Consider the following 20,373-nt stretch of genomic DNA (forward strand, 5'->3'; position numbering starts at 1 on the left):
GTGTTAAACAAGTATCCAATTTGGAAGAACCTGATGGTGGTGTTAATGCTCATCATCGGGGGCTTTTATGCTTTACCTAATATCTTTGGTGAAGACCCAGCCGTTCAAGTGGCGGGTAGCCGTTTTGCTGAAGTAAATGTATCTACGCAAACTCAACTTAATGACTTACTGACTGAAAACGGTATTGATGTTAAAAAATCTGAGCTTGCCAATGATCAATTACTGTTTCGTTTGGCTCATGCCGACGATCAGCTGAAAGCCAAAGAACTCATTTCTAGCCAACTTGGCGACAAATATACCGTAGCGTTAAACCTTGCTCCTGCAACCCCTGATTGGTTGGCCGATTTAGGCGGTGCACCAATGAAGCTTGGTTTGGATTTGCGTGGTGGTGTTCACTTCTTAATGGAAGTGGATATGAGCGAAGCGATTCGCAAGATGGAAGAAGCCAAAGTGGCTGATTTCCGAAGCCAACTTCGTAAAGAGCGCATTCGTTACTCTGGTATCAAAATCAAGTCTCGTGGCATTGAAATCAAATTCCGCAACGAAGAAGCCCTCTCTAAAGCTGAATTCCAACTAAAACGCACGAATAACGAAATGGTATTTACTGATGTATCGAAAGATAGTCAGCCAATGCTACTCGCGGTTATGAGCGAGGAATACATCAAACAAGTTAAGAATGATGCGGTTTCTCAAAACATGACCACGATTCGTAATCGTGTTAACCAGCTAGGTGTTGCTGAGCCTGTGGTACAACGTCAAGGTGCGGATCGCATTATCGTTGAGCTACCGGGTGTTCAAGATACAGCTCGTGCTAAAGAAATTCTTGGTGCAACGGCGTCTATTGAACTTCATATGGTAGACCAAAATGCTGATGTCGGTCGTGCGGTAAGAGGTCATGTTCCAGCCGGTTCGGTACTTTACTATCGCCGCAGCGGTGAGCCAGTTGTGCTTAAGAAAAAGGTTATCCTGACGGGTAACTATATTACTGACGCACAGCCAAGCTATGATGAGTATTCTCGCCCACAAGTTAGCCTTAGTTTAGATGCTAAGGGTGGCAACATTTTTTCTGATGCAACGAAAGAAAATGTTGGCAAACCAATGGCTACCGTGTTTATCGAGTACAAAGATAAAGGTAAACGTAACCCTGATGGCAGTGTAAAACTAGACAAAACTGAAGAAGTTATTAACGTAGCGACAATTCAGCAACGTCTAGGTCGTAACTTTGTTATCAACGGGTTAACTCAACCAGAATCACAAGAGCTAGCTTTGCTTCTTCGTGCTGGTGCTTTGATTGCGCCTGTTTCGATTGTTGAAGAACGTACCATTGGTCCGAGCTTAGGTGCTGAGAACATTCAAAATGGTCTAAGTGCGATGATCTACGGTATGGCTATCGTATTGGTATTCATGCTGATTTATTACCGTGCCTTTGGTTTAATTGCCAACCTAGCATTGAGCTTTAACCTCATCATGGTTGTGGCTGTAATGTCGATGCTAAGTGCTGTTCTTACGCTTCCGGGTATTGCGGGGATGGTGTTGACTGTGGGTATGGCAGTTGATGGTAACGTACTGATATACGAGCGTATTCGTGAAGAGTTACGTGCTGGTCGCAGTGTTCAGCAAGCGATTCATGAAGGTTATGGCAACGCATTCTCTACCATTGCTGATGCAAACATCACCACCTTTATTACGGCACTTATCCTGTTTGCTATAGGTACTGGTGCAGTTAAAGGCTTTGCGGTAACGCTTATGATAGGTATTGCAACTTCAATGTTTACCGCTATTGTCGGTACTCGTGCGATTGTGAACGCTCTTTGGGGCGGCAAGCGTATCAAGAAGTTGTCTATCTAGGGAGAGATTGATTATGTTTCAGATTTTATCATTTAAAGGCACAGTCAATTTCTTACGTCATGCTGTACCTATCAGTTTTCTGTCTATGGTATTGGTGCTGGGTTCGCTTGCATCTTTAGCGACTAAAGGTATTAACTGGGGATTAGATTTTACAGGTGGTACTGTTGTTGAGCTTGAGTTTGAACATGCGCCAAACCTTGAAAGCTTACGTGCTGATTTAGATCACGACAGTCTATCTGGTGCGGTTATCCAAAACTTTGGCTCAACTCGTGACATTCTTATACGTCTTCAAGTTAAAGAAGGTGTTAAGAGTGACGATCAAGTTAGCTTGGTATTGGATGCGGCACGTCAGGTTGATAAAAACGTAGTTCAAAAGCGTGTTGAGTTTGTTGGTCCACAGGTTGGTAAAGAACTCGCAGAGCAGGGCGGTTTAGCGGTACTTGTAGCGTTAATCTGTATTCTTGTGTACGTGTCGTTCCGATTTGAGTGGCGTTTAGCAATGGGTTCTGTAGCCGCATTGGCGCACGACGTTATCGTAACCCTTGGTGTGTTCTCAGTATTGCAACTAGAATTCGACTTGACCGTATTGGCAGGTCTACTAACGGTTGTGGGTTACTCACTTAACGATACCATTGTTGTGTATGACCGTATTCGTGAGAACTTCCTTAAAATGCGTAAGGGCTCACCAAGCGATATCGTCAATGCGTCGATAACTCAAACCATGAGCCGTACCATTATCACGACGTTGACAACCTTAATCACTGTTGTTGCCTTGTTCCTAAAAGGCGGTAGCATGATCCACGGTTTCGCAACAGCGTTGCTAATGGGTATTATGGTTGGTACTTACTCATCGATTTATGTAGCAAGTTACTTGGCTATCCGTTTGGGTATTAGCCGTGACCACATGATGCCTGTTGAGATTGAAAAAGAAGGTGCAGATCAACCTTCAATGATGCCTTAACTGCTTTTATCAATAGCAAAAACTTGATACTGTAAAGCCACCATTTGGTGGCTTTTTTATTAGGTGAATTGCATGTCGAATATGCACTTATTATGTAAGGACAATAGTTTAGTAATACATGCACTAAAAGGCTTGTTGCAGACTCAAGGTGTTGAAGCTGAAGTGCGAGGAGAGGCCCTGCTTGGCGCTATGGGTGAATTAGCTGCCGATGTAGCTTTAGTTGAGCTTTGGGTTGAAAAAAATGATTTAGATACCGCTAAACAAGCCTTAGCCTCAACTAAGCAAGAAGGCTCACCTTGGGTTTGTAGAGAGTGCGGTGAACCTAACGAAGCCACATTTGAGATTTGTTGGCAGTGCGGTACTGAATCGCTTTAATTCTATAAAACATAAGCAGGAGCTAAAATTGGGTCGTATTCTTGCCCAAGCTGTTCGTAAAAATGACTAGGGGTAAACTGAGGTTGGCTTCCTATGGCTTTATCCACTTTTTGGCTTAGTTCTTTACGTAGTAAAACAAGTTGTTCAGTATTGCTTTGATTTTGTTTAACGGCTTCACTTTCGGCTTGAAGTTTGAGTTGATCTAGTTGTTGCATTTGATATTTTGCATCTTTTTCTAATTGAGCTTTCTTTTGCGTTTGTGACTCTGCCTCTATTTCACTTAATCTTGCCTCTTGCTCAAAAGTTTGTCGTTGTCGATCGATTACCTGTGTTTTACTCAATATTGCTCCCAGTATTTGTAGGTGCAGTTGTTTTATATTGTGCCAAGGCTGAGGAAGAACTAGCTTATCTTCTCCAAGTTCCATACATCTATGAAGTATTTCTATATGTGAAAGGAGTTGATCCATAAATTTAAATTGTTTAAAGCGCTCACCCACTTCAAGTTTTGTCGTAGGTAGCATTGAATCATTGGCATTTGTAATTTGAGAGATAAGACTTTCTGTTAGGATGCTCGGTGTCTGTTGTAGTTCTTGCATTGTACTATTGAATAATTGTTGAAATTCTTCAATAACTTGTGGAACTTCATTGTTTTCTGATTTTGCAACAATCAATTGTAGATACAAATCTTTAATGGCATTCAAGGTAGCATCAGAAGAACCTTGTGGTTCAGCCTTATCAAGTTGTCGTTTTACATGTGATATTTTTACAAGTAGCGCTTTCTCGGTTACTGACATCCACTGTACTGTTTGTTGTTTAAAGTCCACCCCTTGTTTTTTAAGTATGGCAACCCGTAATGTTCTAACTTGTCTTAGCTGCTTAAAATGTTCTTCAGCCATTTTATTTAATTGTTGGAAGTCTTCTTGTTTTAGTTTATCAATATTTAAATTTGCTAATGGGGCAAATATCTCTTGATGGCGTTGATTTGCTTTAGCGACTATTTCTTCGCAAATTGGTAATACAGTTAAGCGAGAATCTCCTATTTCTTTAATTTGGCGTTGGTACGTTGGCCAACATTCAGAAAGTTGCTTTAAGGCTAACTCCGAGGCCCGAATAGGATCGCGATTAGCAAGCTTCCAAGCATTTTGTTTTAATTTCAATTCTGCTTCTTGGTGAGATAAAGTGTATTCAATATGTTTTATTTCTGATTGTATTTTTGCTAGCTGCTGCTGAGCACTATATATCTTTTCAACGGTTTGACTAAGTTTTGCATGCTGTGCTAATTCTGGGTGATTGGCCGTTAGCCATGAGTGCTCAGCTGAATCGGGTAAAACTGGTATGATGCATAAAGGCGTACATAAGCCTAAAGTATGTTCAATGACTTCGATAACGATGAAAAGTTGTTTGCATTCAGGGCTATTTTCAGCTTCGGGCAATATATGACACTTGGGTGTCAGTGCAACTGTAATATCTTCGGGTTTTTTTGTTAATTGTTGTTTTCCTGTTTGTATACTATTTATACTTTCTAATCTTTGCTCCATTGAACTGGCTGAGCTGCATAAAGCTTTAAAGTCAGCTTTAGCATTCGCATCATATAACGTTCTTAAAGCACCATCGTTGTTGTCAAACATTGCTTCAACTTCTGCATCAGATTGAAAAATAAATACTGCGGGAAGTTCGATTTGACTTTCCAAAGTACGAAGCCGAGCGATTGATTGATGTTGTAACCGAGTGAATTCATCTATGGCTTGTGAGGCATGGTTTGTTAGTTTTCCTGGGTTACGTACAACAAGCTTAGCCAATCTTTGTTGGTATGCTTTTTGTTCAGCTATAGCTCCTTTTTCTTTAATCTCCCTAATGCATTGTTCTTTAACTTTTTCTTTTTCCAAAAGGCTCATCGGGTGACCCGCTTTGGGCGAAAATTGATGAAAAACAATTGCAGCGTCTTGCAATTTATTGATGCAGCTATCGACAAATTGTGCGCGTTTTGTTACTTGCAGAGCCTTTTCTTTTTCAGCTTGTAATTGCTCTTCCATCCGTTGTAAGTGAGCTTCTTCTGTTCCTTTACAACAAACTAGCTCAATCGGGATTTCACCCTCAATACAGCATTCATATACCGTATGGGGAATGTTGTCTTTTGTAATGACTCTACTGGTAAAAGCTGGCTTTATACCTCTGGTCCCTAAATAATCATTTAAGGAATCCTTAGCGATTATTAACATTGAGATGTCTTCGTCTGGTGAAGTAAGCGTTTCTAGGTACCCTATAAGATCTCTGTCACCTCTAATCGCAATTCGCATGCTTTTTAATGCTGATTCTACCGCTTCAATTGCTGGGTTTTCTTGCGTTAGTTGTGTTGAGTTAGCTTTACTGATTGATGAATCAAACATCTGTGGGATATGCTGCTCTGCCAATTTTGCGGTTTCATAATCTGAAATAAGTTGATACTCACCAATGCAAAGCGTCATTGGTTGATCTTGAACGGTTTTTCCATTTGGAGCTGTCAGTAAAGGTTGAGGGAGTACGCTAAAGTTTGCACCTTCTATCCCAGAAAGCGCTCTTGCCAGCTTCGGTTTTAACAATAATTTATGTTGTAAGTTGCTGGTAAAAGTAAAGCTCCTGATCATAGTAACGACATCAGAATGTTTATGGGGATAGATGATTCTTGCTTGTGTCAGGTCTGCAAAAAATTTAGACACTTCTTGCTCTTTTTTCCATACTGCAACCGGAGCATCCATAAAGGGGAGTATCTCAAAATAAGATTTATTTACTCTTTTTTTACCTGGTGTATGGTCAAGCCCCATCAATTGCCACTGAGCTTTGCCGGAGGATTCTGAATTAGAAATTACTATTATTTCAAATTTGAAATGCTCTATGACTTCATTGAGATTGCGCAAAACTCTTAAAACTTCATGAGGAGTTGTAGCTTTGTATAGATCCGTTAACAGTGTTGTTAATTTTGTTTGGTCTGTTATTTTTAAGCCTTTAGGGATGGAATCATACGACTTAGATACGCATAATTTTGCTTCCATCTCTGCAAATACTTCTTGAACTTGATCCTGAAAATTTTGACCAAATTGGGCGTTAACAGTAAAGAATTTCTCCCCTTTAAATTGTGGGTTGGGCTTAACATGAAGCGCACAGCTAATCATATGGTCAGAATGGGAAGATGATGAATCTGAAACGGATGTTGAGTCATTCGGGTCATTAGCTGGTTCAAATGATAAGTATTGTGCATTGTTGTCAGCCAGTTGCTGCAACCTAAGAAAACACCAAATTGCTTGTTTGGGGTTGGATTCTTGAATTAATTCAAGAAATACTATGCGCGCCTCAGTATGGCATATTGGGTTAAAAAATTTGACTAGTAAACGGTTAAAGAAAGTTTCGGCTTTTTGAACAGGATTTTTAAGGCTTTCATGTGTTGCATTAACCTGTACACGGTCATCACGAAAAACACGTTGTGGTAAAGAGCTTGAGCTGACTTTAGCTGTTGCCATAATGATTTACTGCCTTCAAAAAAGCGACGAACTGTTGGCGCCAATAATTTTTGGGTTTTATAACGAAAAGTAGGTAACTTCAGCAATGACTGCTCGTTAATATCTAATGTTACTTCGCAATCATCACCGACATTATCTTGTCGCAAGGCAGTTGTAAATAAATCTAAATATATGTTAATTGCTAGAGAATCTTTAGTTCACCCCGCAAGACTGCCCGAGAAATTTATCGAGATTTTGACCATTAATAAGACCGTAACCGAATTCAGGATTGCGCCCTGATTCGCCGAGGTGAGAAGCAGAGTGATCAATGGCACTCCTTACTTGGGTTGCTGAGCATTCAGGGTGCTTACTCCAAACCAATGCGCTGACTGCTGCTACGTACGGTGTCGCCATAGAAGTACCGTTGTAATAAGCATAATCTTGTTTTGGTAGCGTGCTTACCGTTACTTGTTGATTTTCTTTACTCTTCATCTTGGTTGCAGTTGCTTTTGATATTGAAACAGCGATGATTTTGACAGCTCTTTTGTCATCAACCAAAAATGGATTTTGCAGGCCAGAATATTTGTTGCTGCTGAAAACGATAGCAGCTTTCGCACCAGCATTTTGGCAAGCCATTACTGGGTTTATATCTGGGTATATTTCTTCAATATTCTTCGCTCTAGGCGTACGTTGCTGATCGTTAAGTCGCTGTATCAAACAAATACTGTTTGTCATATCACCACAGTCATATTTACCTTTAATAACCTGACATTTTGAAAGCTTACCTGTAAACGAGCCATTTATGTTTTTAACAATATGAGAGCCAGAACGGGTAGGGATGTTACGCTCTAATGGTACAACGCCATCTGAAAAATAGGAGTGGTTGCCAGCTTTAATATCGGCTAATCGTCCATCTCCCGGAATGACGGATGAAAGTATGGCTTCTCCCGGAGCGGAAATTTCAACTTGAGAGTTTGATTGTGAAAATGCCGAGTGCGCCATTTGGCTATCAACGGATCCTACGGATATAACTTCAGGATAAGAAGCAGGGTAGGATTTGGAATTATCACCAGCGTTACCTGCGGCAGCTAAAATTAAAATACCAGCCTTTTGAGCAGCTTTGTAAGTTTGTTCTTCAAGCTTGCTTTTTTCGGGACCTCCGAGACTCATGGTAATCACATTGGCATGATTATCTTTACACAGATTAACTGCTTTGATGACATCTGAAGTAAGAATGCTGCCACTATCGCTCTCCACTTTAGCCATAAATATATTGATTTGGCCGTTAGGCATGATTCCACGAACACCTTTATCCTCCTCGGCTAAATTGGGTTGCATTGCGGCAATGATCCCTGCGACATGAGAACCATGGGAGCTGTGTGGTGTATCCCAGCTACCTGATTCTGTGACATCTTTACCAGCTACATTATTGCTGATTAAAGCTGGGTGATTGATGGCATATCCTGAATCAATAATACAAACTGTACGGTTACCGGCATCAGAATCTGAAATATCGTTAGTTTTAATTAGAAATGGTTCCCAGTTGACATTGGTCGTCGCTTTGGGAACGGTACTATTTATTGTTGTGTTGAGCTGTTCTGAATACAAATATTTGGGATAGTCTGGCTCTACATATTCAACATTAGGATTGTTTTTAAGTTGTTGAAGTTGGCTATCTGAGAGTTGAGTCGTGTATGAATTATGACTGTCGATAGCTGTAGCTGATGTAAGATTTAACTGATTGAAAGTTTGCTTTGCAAGTTGTTGACGGGGCAATGTATTAGCGTTTGTTTTTGTATATTCTTTGAATTTTACGATGTATCTATGAGGCTGTTTTGATGAAGCGTTTATATGTTTTGGAGTTAAGGAAGTATTAGCGAGAGCAGGTGTTATGCTTATTGCTGAAAAAAGAAAAAATAGCAAGGTCTTGTATTTGTGGGGTAATGCCATGGTTTAACCTCATTATTAGCGGAGATTCCATGCGCTGAACACGTCCATAACCAATTGATATGTAGATATATATCAAACCTGCCTATATGGAATAAAGTTAACAATTATTCATGTTCATGATTTTACATAAAAAAACCGCAGACTAGCTGCGGTTAATTAGTAAGCACTGATTGAGATTAGAACTCTCTGCTGTACTGAACTGAGAAGTAATTAGCGCTACCTTTTGTGTAAGCGATAGTGGCGCCAAAGACTTTACTGATTTCATTTACTTTAGTGTACTTGCCTCGAACGTTGGCATAACCAAAGTCAATGGTTGAATTTTGATCTAACTTGTAGCTAAGGCCTGCAGTATACCAATTACGGTCTGAGTCAGGCAGTGAGATTGAAGTAAGTTTATCAATAACTGATTGGTCAAACATGTAACCCGCTCTTACTTTCCATTTATCATTGATAGTGTAGGTACCACCTACTGATAATAACCAAGAGTCTTTCCATTCATAGACTTTTAATGGCTGATCAGGAACTGGGTTGCCACCTAGTTTCCCACCCTCTAGAGAGATTTGATCGAAGCGACTCCACTGAGTTAACTTAGCCGTGTAATGTACAGCAAACTTATCATTTAGCTGATGGAAACCAGCCACTTGAAAGATGTTAGGAAGTGGAAGAATGAGTTCATCAAATGATGCGGTGGCTTTTGCTTGAGGAACGAATAAATCCAAGTCACCTTTGGCTTTGAATTCAGGGCTTACACGATAACTGATACCCCAGCGATTATTTTCATTAAGTTGGAATAAAGCGCCAACTATACCGCCTACCGCCCAACCTTCGGCGTCTACATTAACCAGACTCGCATCAATTAATTGGCCGTTAGGACCAAATGGAAGTTGACCTTTACGGCTTAATTTACCGCCGCCTTTAATGATGTCTAACCCGAAACCAAGAGATACATGCTCATTGATTTTGTATGAAATACTACCATTTAAGTTGATTGTAGTTACTTCGGTATTACCTAATAGATCAACAGGCAATACTTGATTTGGATTATCTTTTAAAATGCTGGTGTTATCAGTACCTGTACCAAAGTTGGTAAACAAGCCTGCACCAAAAGCAATTTTATCGCTATACGGGTGAACATAGAATAGATTTGGGATAGCTCTATTTTCTGCAGCACTGTCGTTGTGTCCAAAGCTTACAGGGTTGGCTACATCTTTGGCTACGTCTCTTACCTCAACATCTGCTGCAGCGTATGTAATACCGCCTGAAAAAGCACGCTTTTTAAACATAGACATGGCTGCAGGGTTTCTTGCTAGCACGGCAGCATTATCTGCAATGGCGGCATCACCGGACCAAGCACGGCCAATACCATTAGCAGATTGGGCGTTTACTTGAAAGCCTGCGGCAAAAGTTTGTGTAGAAAGTAATGTGGTTGCAATTGCGAAACTTAATTTTTTTAAGTTGGTCATATTATTATCCAATGCACTGATGTCGTAGGGATTCAGGCTGTGGCCTGAAAAACATGTGAGGAACAGATAACTTCTCACCCACGGTATAGTGATTTTTGTAATTAGTTTTTATGAAAATACCAATCGTACCAATTAAACATGCTATAAATGAATCCTTAGCTTTGCCATTACTGCGTTGCTGTTCCTTGCCATAGCGATGGCTATGACTCGTTACAGCGACTTGTTTTGTCTTCGCTAATGCTCCCTAATGAACATATTTAATTAGTGTGATTGGTATTAGGTCGTAATATTATGATGGAGCTGGTTTTGTTGTAGCAAGTCTGACCAGTAATGGTTGGCGTTTTCTTGCTCAAAATTCCCCCTCGCAGCCCCACAAATGTTTATGTGCTTTTTTGACACACAAACTCATCCTAGTGATTTAATTAGATAATTTCAACATAGGAAACGAATTGAGATAAAAAGCTCATGCGAATTAATTATGATTAATCTTCGTACAATGGCGCTAAAGTCCCCTTTAAGCGCCATATTCAGAAAACGGCAATAAGTTATAGCTTAGATTCAAATTCGCTAAATTCGGCATGTGTTTGTTCGTTTGCAGGTGCTGCATAGCTGGCGATAACACCAGCTATAGTTGCAAAGGCGAACCCTGGTAAAATTTCATATAAATCGAAAATACCACCGGTTAGCTGTTTCCAGATAATGACAGTAAGGGCACCCGTAATGATAGTGCAGATAGCGCCAAGTTTGCTGTACTTCGACCAGAACAGAGATAGCACTACTACAGGACCAAAGGCGGCACCAAATCCAGCCCAAGCGTAGCTGACTAACGATAGAACGCTGCTTTTTGGATCTAATGCTATAAATCCAGCAATTAATGAAATTGCAATAACGCTGAAGCGACTGATAAACATTAATTCTTTGCTGCTGGCTTTCTTTTTAACCCAACGTTTATAGAAATCTTCAGTAATCACACTTGAGCAAACCAATAACTGAGAATCAATGGTACTCATAATGGCTGATAAAATGGCTGCAACCAGCAGACCGCCAATCCAAGGGGAAAAGGCAACTTGGGTTAAATGAATAAACACGGTTTCTGGGTTTTCTAATGGTTCACTTGAGAAGTAAATAGCTCCTGCTAGACCTGTACCTAAAGCACCAATTAAAGATAAAACCATCCAGCTCATACTAATGCGGCGAGAGGTTTTAAGATCATTATGATCTCTAATTGCCATAAAGCGTGACAAAATATGAGGTTGTCCAAAGTAACCTAGTCCCCAAGCTAACAGAGACAGTAAACCAATGACTGTGGTTTTATCATTGAACATGCTTAGCATACTTGGATCGAGTGCTTCGAGTTGGTGTTGATGTTCTGGTGAGAGAAAGATAAAGGTAGGAACCAGTAATAAAGCGACTAACATTAAGCAGCCTTGGACAAAGTCAGTCCAGCACACGGCAAAAAAACCACCTAAAAAGGTGTATGAAACAATAATCACACTACCTACTATCAGGGCTATTGTGTAATCAAGGCCAAAGACCTTTTGGAATAAAATGGCTCCGCCTACCATGCCTGATGAGGTATAAAAAGTGAAGAAAATTAAAATGGTAACTGCTGATATCAGCTTCAATATACCTTGTTTATCGTGAAAGCGTTTTTCAAAGAAGTCCGGTAAGGTTAAGGCATTATCGGCTTGCTCAGTATAAATTCGAAGGCGTTTAGCAACAAAAAGCCAGTTAAGCCAAGCACCAAAAATAAGGCCGATACCAATCCAAGCAGAACTTAGCCCTGTTAAATACACGGCTCCCGGAAGCCCTAGCAATAACCAGCCGGACATGTCAGAAGCCCCAACACTCAACGCGGTAACGGCAGGCCCCATTTTTCGGCCACCTAAAATATAATCATCAAGGCTATCTGTTGATTTATAGGCCCAAAATCCAATGGCTAGCATGGCAATAAGATAGCCACTAAATGTGATAATTATGGGTAGGCTAATTTCCATAGTGTTCTGTTTCCATTATTGTTATTTGTATTGTTTTGAATACTAACAGAAAGTCTATAGAAAAATCAGCTTATCTTCTTTTGTCACAAATATAGGTGGCCATGTGATTCTAATGCATCTTTTAACGTCATCTTTGTGCCGTCACCTCCTGCTTTAACATCGTATGAAATAAGCTCTGCTCCCCAAATCGGTACCAATGCTGAGTCATCCCAGCAATTAGCAGGCAATACGTGCTTTTTGCTTTGAAAGTCTTCGCTCTTTAAGTATTCCAACATACTACTGACATTGCGGTATTGTGTAATATTGGTAACCATTTCTTTTGCCAGTGCTTCAGCGGTTAGAGGCTCAGGAGTAGGTAAGGGGAGTTCTAGTGCAACGCTCTTTGGCACGTCTGTATCCGTTTTAAGGTAAGAACAACTGAACGTTGGTTGTCGGGTGCTTTTAGCCTTAGTCGCGGTTGAAATACAATAGTCAGGTATGTCTAACCAAATTCTTTTCGCGCGTTTATGAGCGGTAATGAGTCCCGCTGCTGTATGCTCAACCTTAGGTAAACTCGGAGTTGCAGGGTAGCCAAGAAGCTCTTTAATTTCGTTTATACTAGTTGGACCGCTTTCTTTCATTTTTTTGTCTAATTCTGTATTACCTACTTTTAAGTGCAAATAGTATGAGCCATTTTCGTATATAGGTTCGAAGCTAGCAATGAAGAGGGGAACTACTTCAGGAATAAGAAAGTTTCTTAAAAGATAAAAAGCATCGAGTTTTGTTTGTGGGTTTATGGGGAATTTATATAGTGCATCATTCCCCAATGCATTAAGTAGAGTTGTATATGCATTAGAGAAGCCTTCAGTTCCAGGCCGACGCCAACTGTCTATTTTGGCTTTCAAGTCTTCAAATGAAATGGTAGCGGTAAATTCAAGTTCTAAATAAGAAGTGACTTGGTTTATCGTTTTAGCTTGTAATGATGATTCTGGGTATGAATCTGAAGCAAACAAGATTTGCTGATTAAAGCAGACCTGCAATTGTATTGTATTGTTAGAATGCACTTTACTGCTAACTGTCAGTAGCGGTTTTGCTTCTGATTTGAGGGTTTCTCTCAATTCCCTTAAATGGGGCAATAAAGCGTTTATTAACTCTTTATCGCTCATTTCCACTGGTACTTGAGACTGAGTGCTAACTATAGCCTCAAAGGTTTGATAAGCGGTTTCATGATTGTCTTTATCACAAAATTTTTCCATCACCATCCATAGGTTATATCTAGCTTTTTTCTGGTTGAGTTCAGCTTCTACTTTGGTTAGTTGCTGTTGATATTTTTTTTGCTCAAGACTTTCAGAAATTAACTTGTCAACATTATTAAGTAAAGTAATGATGCTTTCTTGGCTGTCATCATTAAATTCAATGTTCGCCAAAGTTAGAAGTATGTGTTCAATCTCTCTATTTATTTGGTTTTGCTCTGTTTTTTTATTAATGGTATTAATGAGGGCTGTAATGCCTTCCATATTCGTTTTCATATCTCCAACAACTATCGAACCATCTACTAAGGTTGCGATGGGACTGGAGTTGAATATAGGAGTACCGTTGAAGCTTAAAGTGAGAAACTTGATATTTGCGTTTTCAAGCTCAGCTATTTCGGCAGTTAGTTTGGTATCGTGTTGCTCTATGCATAACTTCTGTATCTCTTGAAATGTTTGTAGATGCTCGACAAGGCTTTGCTCTTGTTCAAGTTTTGCCAATAGATGTAGAACTTCAGGTGTGTCATCTGGTTTACACATGCAAAGCAGGTATTCTATCTGCTCAATACGGTTTAGCCGTTGATAGTCATCATGCTCATCCCCTTTGAATTTAGGAGAGTGTGTCATAATACAAACGTTGGGAAGTAAAGGGGGACCACCTGCGTTTTCAACTGGTTGGTAACGTTGGACTTCGAAATACCATCCGTCTTCTTCATCATGTTTAACAATTTTGAACTGTGACTGTATTTCTTCAGGGAGCAACTCGATTAATCGTTTTGCAGCTAAGAAGTACGAGTGCTCTGAGCTTGTCTGTAGTTTAGTTGCTTGCTCGAATAACTTTTCGATTTCGGCCTGAGGTTGCCCTGCGCAGGTATCGACAAACCACTGCCGGCAACTCAATTGATAGAACTCATGCAGACAAACTAAATCATCATTACTATTAGCAGGGATTCCATTTTGAATGAATACAGCTTCACCATTAAAGGTAATGGAAAAGCTCCATAGCTTCTGCTCCTCAAAATAGTTTGTCGTCAAATTGAGTTTGGAGGCATCCTCTTTAGGCATTAATTGTTTTAATTGTAGATATGCCGACATGCGATCTAACGGAGGGAGATCTTGAGCAAACAGCTTGGTAACATGAACAGTAAATTTGGCTTTGTCATTTGCTAATAATTTCGCTTCAAGTTCGTTGAACAATGCAGGGTAGGGCTCGGCCTGTTCTTGGAACTGTAATTGATTTTGCCCTGTAGCAGGTATAATTTCAGCTCGTTGGAGAGAGGGTGAAGCTAATGACATTGATAACCTCAGAAAATAACAGCCATTAAAACAAGATATTAGGCTTATTTGAGGAAACAAGCATGTTAAATATGTTTAATAAGAGTATCCAAAAAAATTCATGGTTTTCTGAAAGAGAGTAGTCAGAGTGTGAGAAAAGGTTGGTGCTTATACACCAACCTAGGAGAGATTATTCAGCGCTTCTTAACAGTTCGTTTATACCGACTTTGCTACGAGTCTTAGCATCAACTTTCTTAACGATAATTGCAGCGTATAAGTTGTAGTTTCCACACTTGGACGGCAGTGTACCTGAAACAACTACTGAGCCAGCCGGTACTCGACCATAGTGAATTTCACCTGTTTCACGATCGTAAATTCGAGTGCTTTGACCAAGATATACGCCCATTGAAATTACCGAGCCTTCTTCAACTACAACACCTTCCACAACTTCAGAGCGTGCACCAATAAAGCAGTTGTCTTCGATGATGGTTGGTCCCGCTTGTAGTGGCTCTAATACCCCACCGATACCCACACCACCAGATAAATGTACATTTTTTCCAATTTGTGCACATGAACCAACAGTTGCCCAAGTGTCAACCATAGTCCCTTCATCAACATAAGCGCCTAAATTGACGTAAGACGGCATCAAGACCGTGTTTTTACCGATAAACGAACCTTTACGAACAGTGGCTGGTGGCACGACTCGCATTCCTTCAGCTTTAAAGCGGGCTTCGTCATAATCAGCAAACTTTAGAGGTACTTTGTCGTAATATTTAGTTTCGCAACCATCTACAACTTCGTTATCAAAAATGCGGAAAGATAACAGCACGGCTTTTTTTAGCCATTGATTAACGACCCACTCGTCATTGATTTTTTCGGCAACACGGGCTTCACCGCTATCCAGCATTGCTATTGTGTTTTCAATATCCAGCTTTAACTCTGCGCTTACTGTGCTCGGGGTTATTGTTTCGCGTTCTTCAAACGCGGCTTCAATTCGTTGGCGTAAAGCCTCCATTGAATACTCCTATCATTTATGATTTTGAATTTAATCGAGAAACTAATGTTTCTTTTAAAAGTTGTTTCTGGTTATCGTCAAGCGCTTTGCCATCATGAGTCTGAATGCGGAAAAAGTCTTCAGCTCGTTCGCCTATGGTGGTAATTTTAGCTCCAACTAAGGTTATATTGCATTGATAAAATATCTCGCCCACTTTTGCAAGTAATCCCGGTGTATCTAACGCGACTAATTCCATCATTGTGGTGGCGTTCCGCTTACTGGGTAAAAAAGAGACTTGAGTATCAACTTGAAATGGCCGCATTTTTCGAGAGAGTTTTTTAAAGTTAGGCAGTTTATTGTCATCGGCTTTAATTGATTTTACCAATGCCTTTTGAATTGACTGGATACGAGATGCTCCAGATACAGTTTTGCCACTTTGCTCAAGAATAATAAAGGTATCCATAGCGTAGTTAGACTTAGTCGTCAGAATACTTGCATCGTGTACTGTGAGGTTTTTGTTATCCAGTACTGCCATTACTGTGGCAAATAATTTAGGGCGATTCAGGCAGTGTACAAATACTTCCGTGCCACCACGAGTTGCTTTTTTAGAGACCAATACCAATGGATCTTCGCTGTCATGCCGAATAATAGACTGGGTGTGCCATACAACTTGTTCAGGGGTATGTCTTAAAAAGTAATCAGCTGGCATAGATTGCCAGAATTCATCAGCTTGAGCTGAATCAAAGCTATTTTCAATCAAACTTTTTTTAGCTTTAGCTTGGTGCTCTCTTACTCTGGCTCTAATGTCGGTAGTTTGTTCCTGACCACGAGATAACATTCGTTGAGTAGCAAAATAAAGCTCTTTTAGTAAAGAGTCTTTCCAACCATTCCACAAGTTATCGTTGGTCGCTCTAATATCTGCAACAGTTAGGCAGTAGAGATAATTGAGGCGATTATTATCTCGCACTTTTTCGGCAAAATCTAAGATGACATCGGGATCCGAAATATCTCGTCTTTGAGCGATCATAGACATTAATAAGTGATTTTCGACTAACCAACTGACTAGCCGACCGTCATGATTATTCATGTTGTGATGCTTACAAAACGTTAACGCATCTACTGCGCCTAGCTTACTGTGGTCACCGCCACGACCCTTTCCAATGTCATGGAAAATAGCAGCTAATACTAATAACCCTCGTTTGGGTAAATGACTTGATATCTTTGAAGCTAAAGGAAGTTCTTGATCATGTTCGGGCATGAAAAAGCGATTGATGTTTTTTAATAACCGATGCGTATGTTCATCAACTGTATAAGCATGAAATAGGTCAAACTGCATTTGACCTTCTATTTGTTGCCATGCAGGCAAGTAGTTACTTAGCACACCGTGCTTATGCATAAATGAGAGGGCCGCGATACCTCGCTCGTGCTTCAGAATGGCTACAAATAACTGACGACATTCAACAAAATCGACTAAAGGTCGATTGAGAGCGTTAAGCCCTTCACGCATTCTTCTTAAGGTGGTGGCATAAATGCCTTTAATACTTGGGTAATTGAGCGCAGTTACCAGCATGAGCATGATGTTTTGTGGTACATGTAAGTCTACGTGAGGTAATGCGTCAATATAGCTTCCACGGCGTTGATAATCATCATTAATACGCTTTAGCGGTAATTTTGAAGCATGTCCTAAAGTTGCTTGATAGAACAATTGCAGTAACATTTCGTTAAGTTCCATTACCCTGCGAACGGAGCAATAGAAGCGTTTCATCATTTGTTCAACGGCAAGCTGATTTTCGTTGTTTTTAAATCCCATCATTTCAGCTACATCTTTCTGGTAATCGAACAAAAGCCGGTTTTCATCTCGCCCAGTAAGCATGTGTAATGCAAAGCGTAGCTGCCATAGATAATCGCGACACTCAAGGAGTTCACTGAGTTCATCTGGCTCTAAAAAACCACGAGCAACAAGTTCTTCAGTACTACTTGCTTTAAAATGGCGCATGGCGACCCAAGTGATATTTTGTATATCTCTAAGCCCACCGGGGCAATTTTTTAGATTAGGCTCTAAGTCAAAAGCATTGTTTCTATCGTGTCTGTCTTTTTGTTCTTGATGCTTTGCTTGGTAGAATTGATGTTCAGGCCAAAAGCCCTCTTGGTGGATGGCTTGCTGAAGCTGATAAAAGAGTACGGCCTCACCGCATATCAATCGTGCTTCTAATAGTGACGTTGCAATTGTGACATCATCACGTCCAAGCTCTGTACTTTCTTCAACGGTTCGAACGCTGTGTCCTAACTCAAGGCCAATATCCCACATTAGGGTTAACACATCACTGATCGCGTCAAATTGCGCTTTGTTTGGGGTTTCTGCTACTAGAAATAATAAATCAATATCCGATTGAGGATGCAAAGTGGCACGACCATATCCACCAACAGCAACTAAGGCAATGTCTTCTTTTTGTAATTTTTTATCGTTCCAAACTTGCTTTAAAACACGGTCAATTTGCTGACAGCGTTGTTGAACTAAGTCTTCAATCGGCAGTTGTTGTTCAAATTGAGAGAGTAAACTTTGATTATGATCTATGAGTGATTGTTTTAGTTCTACTATGGTTTTGTTCATGGGAGTACAGAGTGTTAAGGCTTATCTTACGTTAACATAGAGTGAAACTTAGAAAAAGTAGTCAAAAAATAATGAAAAGAAATGCAATCTGAGTTTAGAGGCCATATACGGCCTCTATGAATTCCTAACTCGATAAATTAAATTTATCACCAATGATGATTGTACTTACGGCAATATGCATTTGAATGTCGAGCTGACCTAATTGTGATGGTGTTTTTTTAGCTAGGTTCGCGCAAGCCTTCCTAAGTTTGGCGGCATCGAAAAATGGCACTGAATGAATTTTGTCACTGTGAATTGTGTCTAAAAAGAATTCAAGTAGCCTTGGGCTTTGGGATTTTACCGCAGGTGGTGCAAGGAAAGGGTGTTTGCTTCTCTTGTACATCGTATCGGTAAGGTATGGTTTCATGGCCTCACGTAAAAGATATTTTTCTTTTAATCCTCGGATTTTTAAGTTTTCAGGTAACTGTACCAATAATTCAACCAATTTATGATCTAAAAACGGTAAGCGAGCCTCAATGGAATGAGCCATTTCCATTCTGTCGCCCAAGTTTGTGAGTAAATAATGAGGAAGTATGGTTCTGGTCCATGTGTACAAGCTTTGATTGAGTTTGCTTCTACCTTTGATTGCAGAGTTAAAGTTAAGCTGTTCTATGAAGTCTTCGCAAGGATTTCTCTTGCCAATGTGGGCTAGATAATCTTTTGTTGAGATATCTCTGAAGAAACTGGCGGCGTGACTGAAAGCAGCTACCCAGCTAGGGGTAAAACCAAGTTGATTTTGTAATAAAGGTAAGCTAATTTCATCTTTCGCCATGACTATGCCTTTACTGACGGCATTGGCTCGTTTAAGGTGCGCTTCAATTTGTGCTTTTTCGTCTTTACTTAGTTCATCGCTGTGATATTTCAAATAATCCTGCCGAAAGCTGGGATAACCGGCTAAGAACTCATCTGCACCTTCTCCGGTTAGAACAACTTTGAAGCCTTGTTTTTGGGTTTCTCTACTGAGGATGTATTTGGATACGCCATGACCATTAAGCATTGCTTTTTCAGAGCTATAAACGGAGTCTGCAAAGTTATCTGCAATGTCATCTGCCGTTATCGGTATTGGAACAAATCGGCTATTTGTATGTTCCGCCATTTCTTTTGCAAAAGAAAATTCATCATAATCTTTATGCTCAAAACTCAATGTTAACCCTGTTATTTGAGAGGTTGAAAGACATTGTGCCATACCTAAAATGGAGCAGGAATCAATGCCTCCACTGAGGTAACAAGCGACAGGGACATCGGCCATCAATCTAAGTTTAATCGCCTCTTGAAATTGTTCAGTAAAGGCTTCAACGGCTTCTTGCTCACTAATGTTTAGGTTATGACCTTGCGTGGGATAATAAAAATCCCAATATGAAATTAAATCGATAGAGTGTGAATGCAACGGTTTTAGCAGGTAGTGAGCAGGCTTAACTTCTTTAACTTGCTCAAACAAGGTGGCATCAGGGGTATGAAACATTGTAATTTCAGAAAAGAAAGTATCTTTGTCCCAATTGAGTGGTAAGCCAAGAGCTTTAAAGGCTTTTATTTCAGAAGCAAAATAGATATTTACTTCATCTTGATAATAATAAAGCGGTTTAATGCCAAAACGGTCTCGCCCTGCAAAGACACGATTTTTTTGTCTATCCCAAATGACAAATGCAAACTCACCTCGTAAATGTTCTAAGCAAGCTGTGCCATAGTGCAAATACAGGTTAATTAAAATTTCGCTATCACAATAGGTTTTGAAGGTATAACCCTGTTGCTGTAATTCTTGAGTGATTTTTTTGTAATCGTAAAATTCGCCATTAACAATTGCAACTATGCTTTTATCTTCACTTTGCATCGGCTGATGTCCACCTTTGAGATCAATGATACTCAAACGGGTATGACCTAGAAATATCGAGGTTCCATTTTCTTGCCAAATGCCAGTTTCATCTGGTCCACGATGATTTAGTGCTGATAAAGCTGTTAATACTTGAGACTCAGATATGGAACGAGTTAAAGAAAAGGCTGCCAAGATACCGCACATAAGCACAACTCATTGATTCAACATAGTTGTTTAATGTGGAGTAATAAAAAGAAAAGTTTAAATATCTTGTTGTTATAGCTTATATACTCGTGATACTTGAAGATGCAGCTTTCAGGGCTTATTCAGCGTTGCATTATTCGAGGC

At 40.0% G+C, this 20,373-nt stretch carries 11 protein-coding genes; 3 read left to right on the forward strand and 8 right to left on the reverse strand.

All coding sequences use genetic code 11. The features are described from left to right. From secD to AC1EU0_RS11830, 3 genes are all read left to right on the forward strand, one after another. On the forward strand, positions 1-1,848 hold the full coding sequence (secD, locus tag AC1EU0_RS11820) for a protein translocase subunit SecD (protein WP_480302612.1): 1,848 nt from the start codon (positions 1-3) through the stop codon (positions 1,846-1,848). A 13-nt stretch (positions 1,849-1,861) separates the two neighbouring features. Then, complete coding sequence (gene secF, locus AC1EU0_RS11825; RefSeq protein ID WP_480302613.1) at positions 1,862-2,809, forward strand: protein translocase subunit SecF; 948 nt, start codon at positions 1,862-1,864, stop codon at positions 2,807-2,809. 72 nt (positions 2,810-2,881) lie between these two features. Next, on the forward strand, positions 2,882-3,184 hold the full coding sequence (locus AC1EU0_RS11830) for a putative signal transducing protein (protein WP_480302615.1): 303 nt from the start codon (positions 2,882-2,884) through the stop codon (positions 3,182-3,184). A gap of 2 nt (positions 3,185-3,186) precedes the next feature. On the opposite strand, the gene AC1EU0_RS11835 is transcribed toward AC1EU0_RS11830, so the two are convergent. The 8 genes from AC1EU0_RS11835 to asnB all read right to left on the reverse strand — a co-directional run bounded on the left by AC1EU0_RS11835 (position 3,187) and on the right by asnB (position 20,217). Continuing rightward, positions 3,187-6,678, reverse strand: coding sequence for a hypothetical protein (locus tag AC1EU0_RS11835; RefSeq protein WP_480302617.1), 3,492 nt, complete (start codon positions 6,676-6,678; stop codon positions 3,187-3,189). Between the two features lie 192 nt (positions 6,679-6,870). Then, the gene (locus tag AC1EU0_RS11840) at positions 6,871-8,607 is read right to left on the reverse strand and encodes a S8 family serine peptidase (protein ID WP_480302618.1); all 1,737 of its coding nucleotides are present in this window, start codon (positions 8,605-8,607) and stop codon (positions 6,871-6,873) included. Positions 8,608-8,783: 176 nt separating this feature from the next. Next, positions 8,784-10,070, reverse strand: coding sequence for an OmpP1/FadL family transporter (locus tag AC1EU0_RS11845; RefSeq protein ID WP_480302619.1), 1,287 nt, complete (start codon positions 10,068-10,070; stop codon positions 8,784-8,786). Between the two features lie 545 nt (positions 10,071-10,615). Beyond that, positions 10,616-12,067, reverse strand: coding sequence for a sodium/proline symporter PutP (gene putP, locus AC1EU0_RS11850; RefSeq protein ID WP_480302620.1), 1,452 nt, complete (start codon positions 12,065-12,067; stop codon positions 10,616-10,618). An 83-nt stretch (positions 12,068-12,150) separates the two neighbouring features. Beyond that, the gene (locus AC1EU0_RS11855) at positions 12,151-14,592 is read right to left on the reverse strand and encodes a hypothetical protein (protein WP_480302622.1); all 2,442 of its coding nucleotides are present in this window, start codon (positions 14,590-14,592) and stop codon (positions 12,151-12,153) included. Between the two features lie 169 nt (positions 14,593-14,761). Then, complete coding sequence (gene dapD / locus AC1EU0_RS11860; RefSeq protein WP_480302623.1) at positions 14,762-15,586, reverse strand: 2,3,4,5-tetrahydropyridine-2,6-dicarboxylate N-succinyltransferase; 825 nt, start codon at positions 15,584-15,586, stop codon at positions 14,762-14,764. 16 nt (positions 15,587-15,602) lie between these two features. Continuing rightward, positions 15,603-18,176, reverse strand: a complete 2,574-nt coding sequence (gene glnD / locus AC1EU0_RS11865) for a [protein-PII] uridylyltransferase (protein WP_480302625.1) — start codon at positions 18,174-18,176, stop codon at positions 15,603-15,605. A 124-nt stretch (positions 18,177-18,300) separates the two neighbouring features. Continuing rightward, entirely contained in the window at positions 18,301-20,217 is a 1,917-nt protein-coding gene (gene asnB, locus AC1EU0_RS11870) for an asparagine synthase (glutamine-hydrolyzing) (RefSeq protein WP_480302626.1), read from the reverse strand. Positions 20,218-20,373: the final 156 nt, after the last annotated feature.

The sequence above is a fragment of the Parashewanella sp. 2210YD4-3 genome, assembly GCF_056591735.1.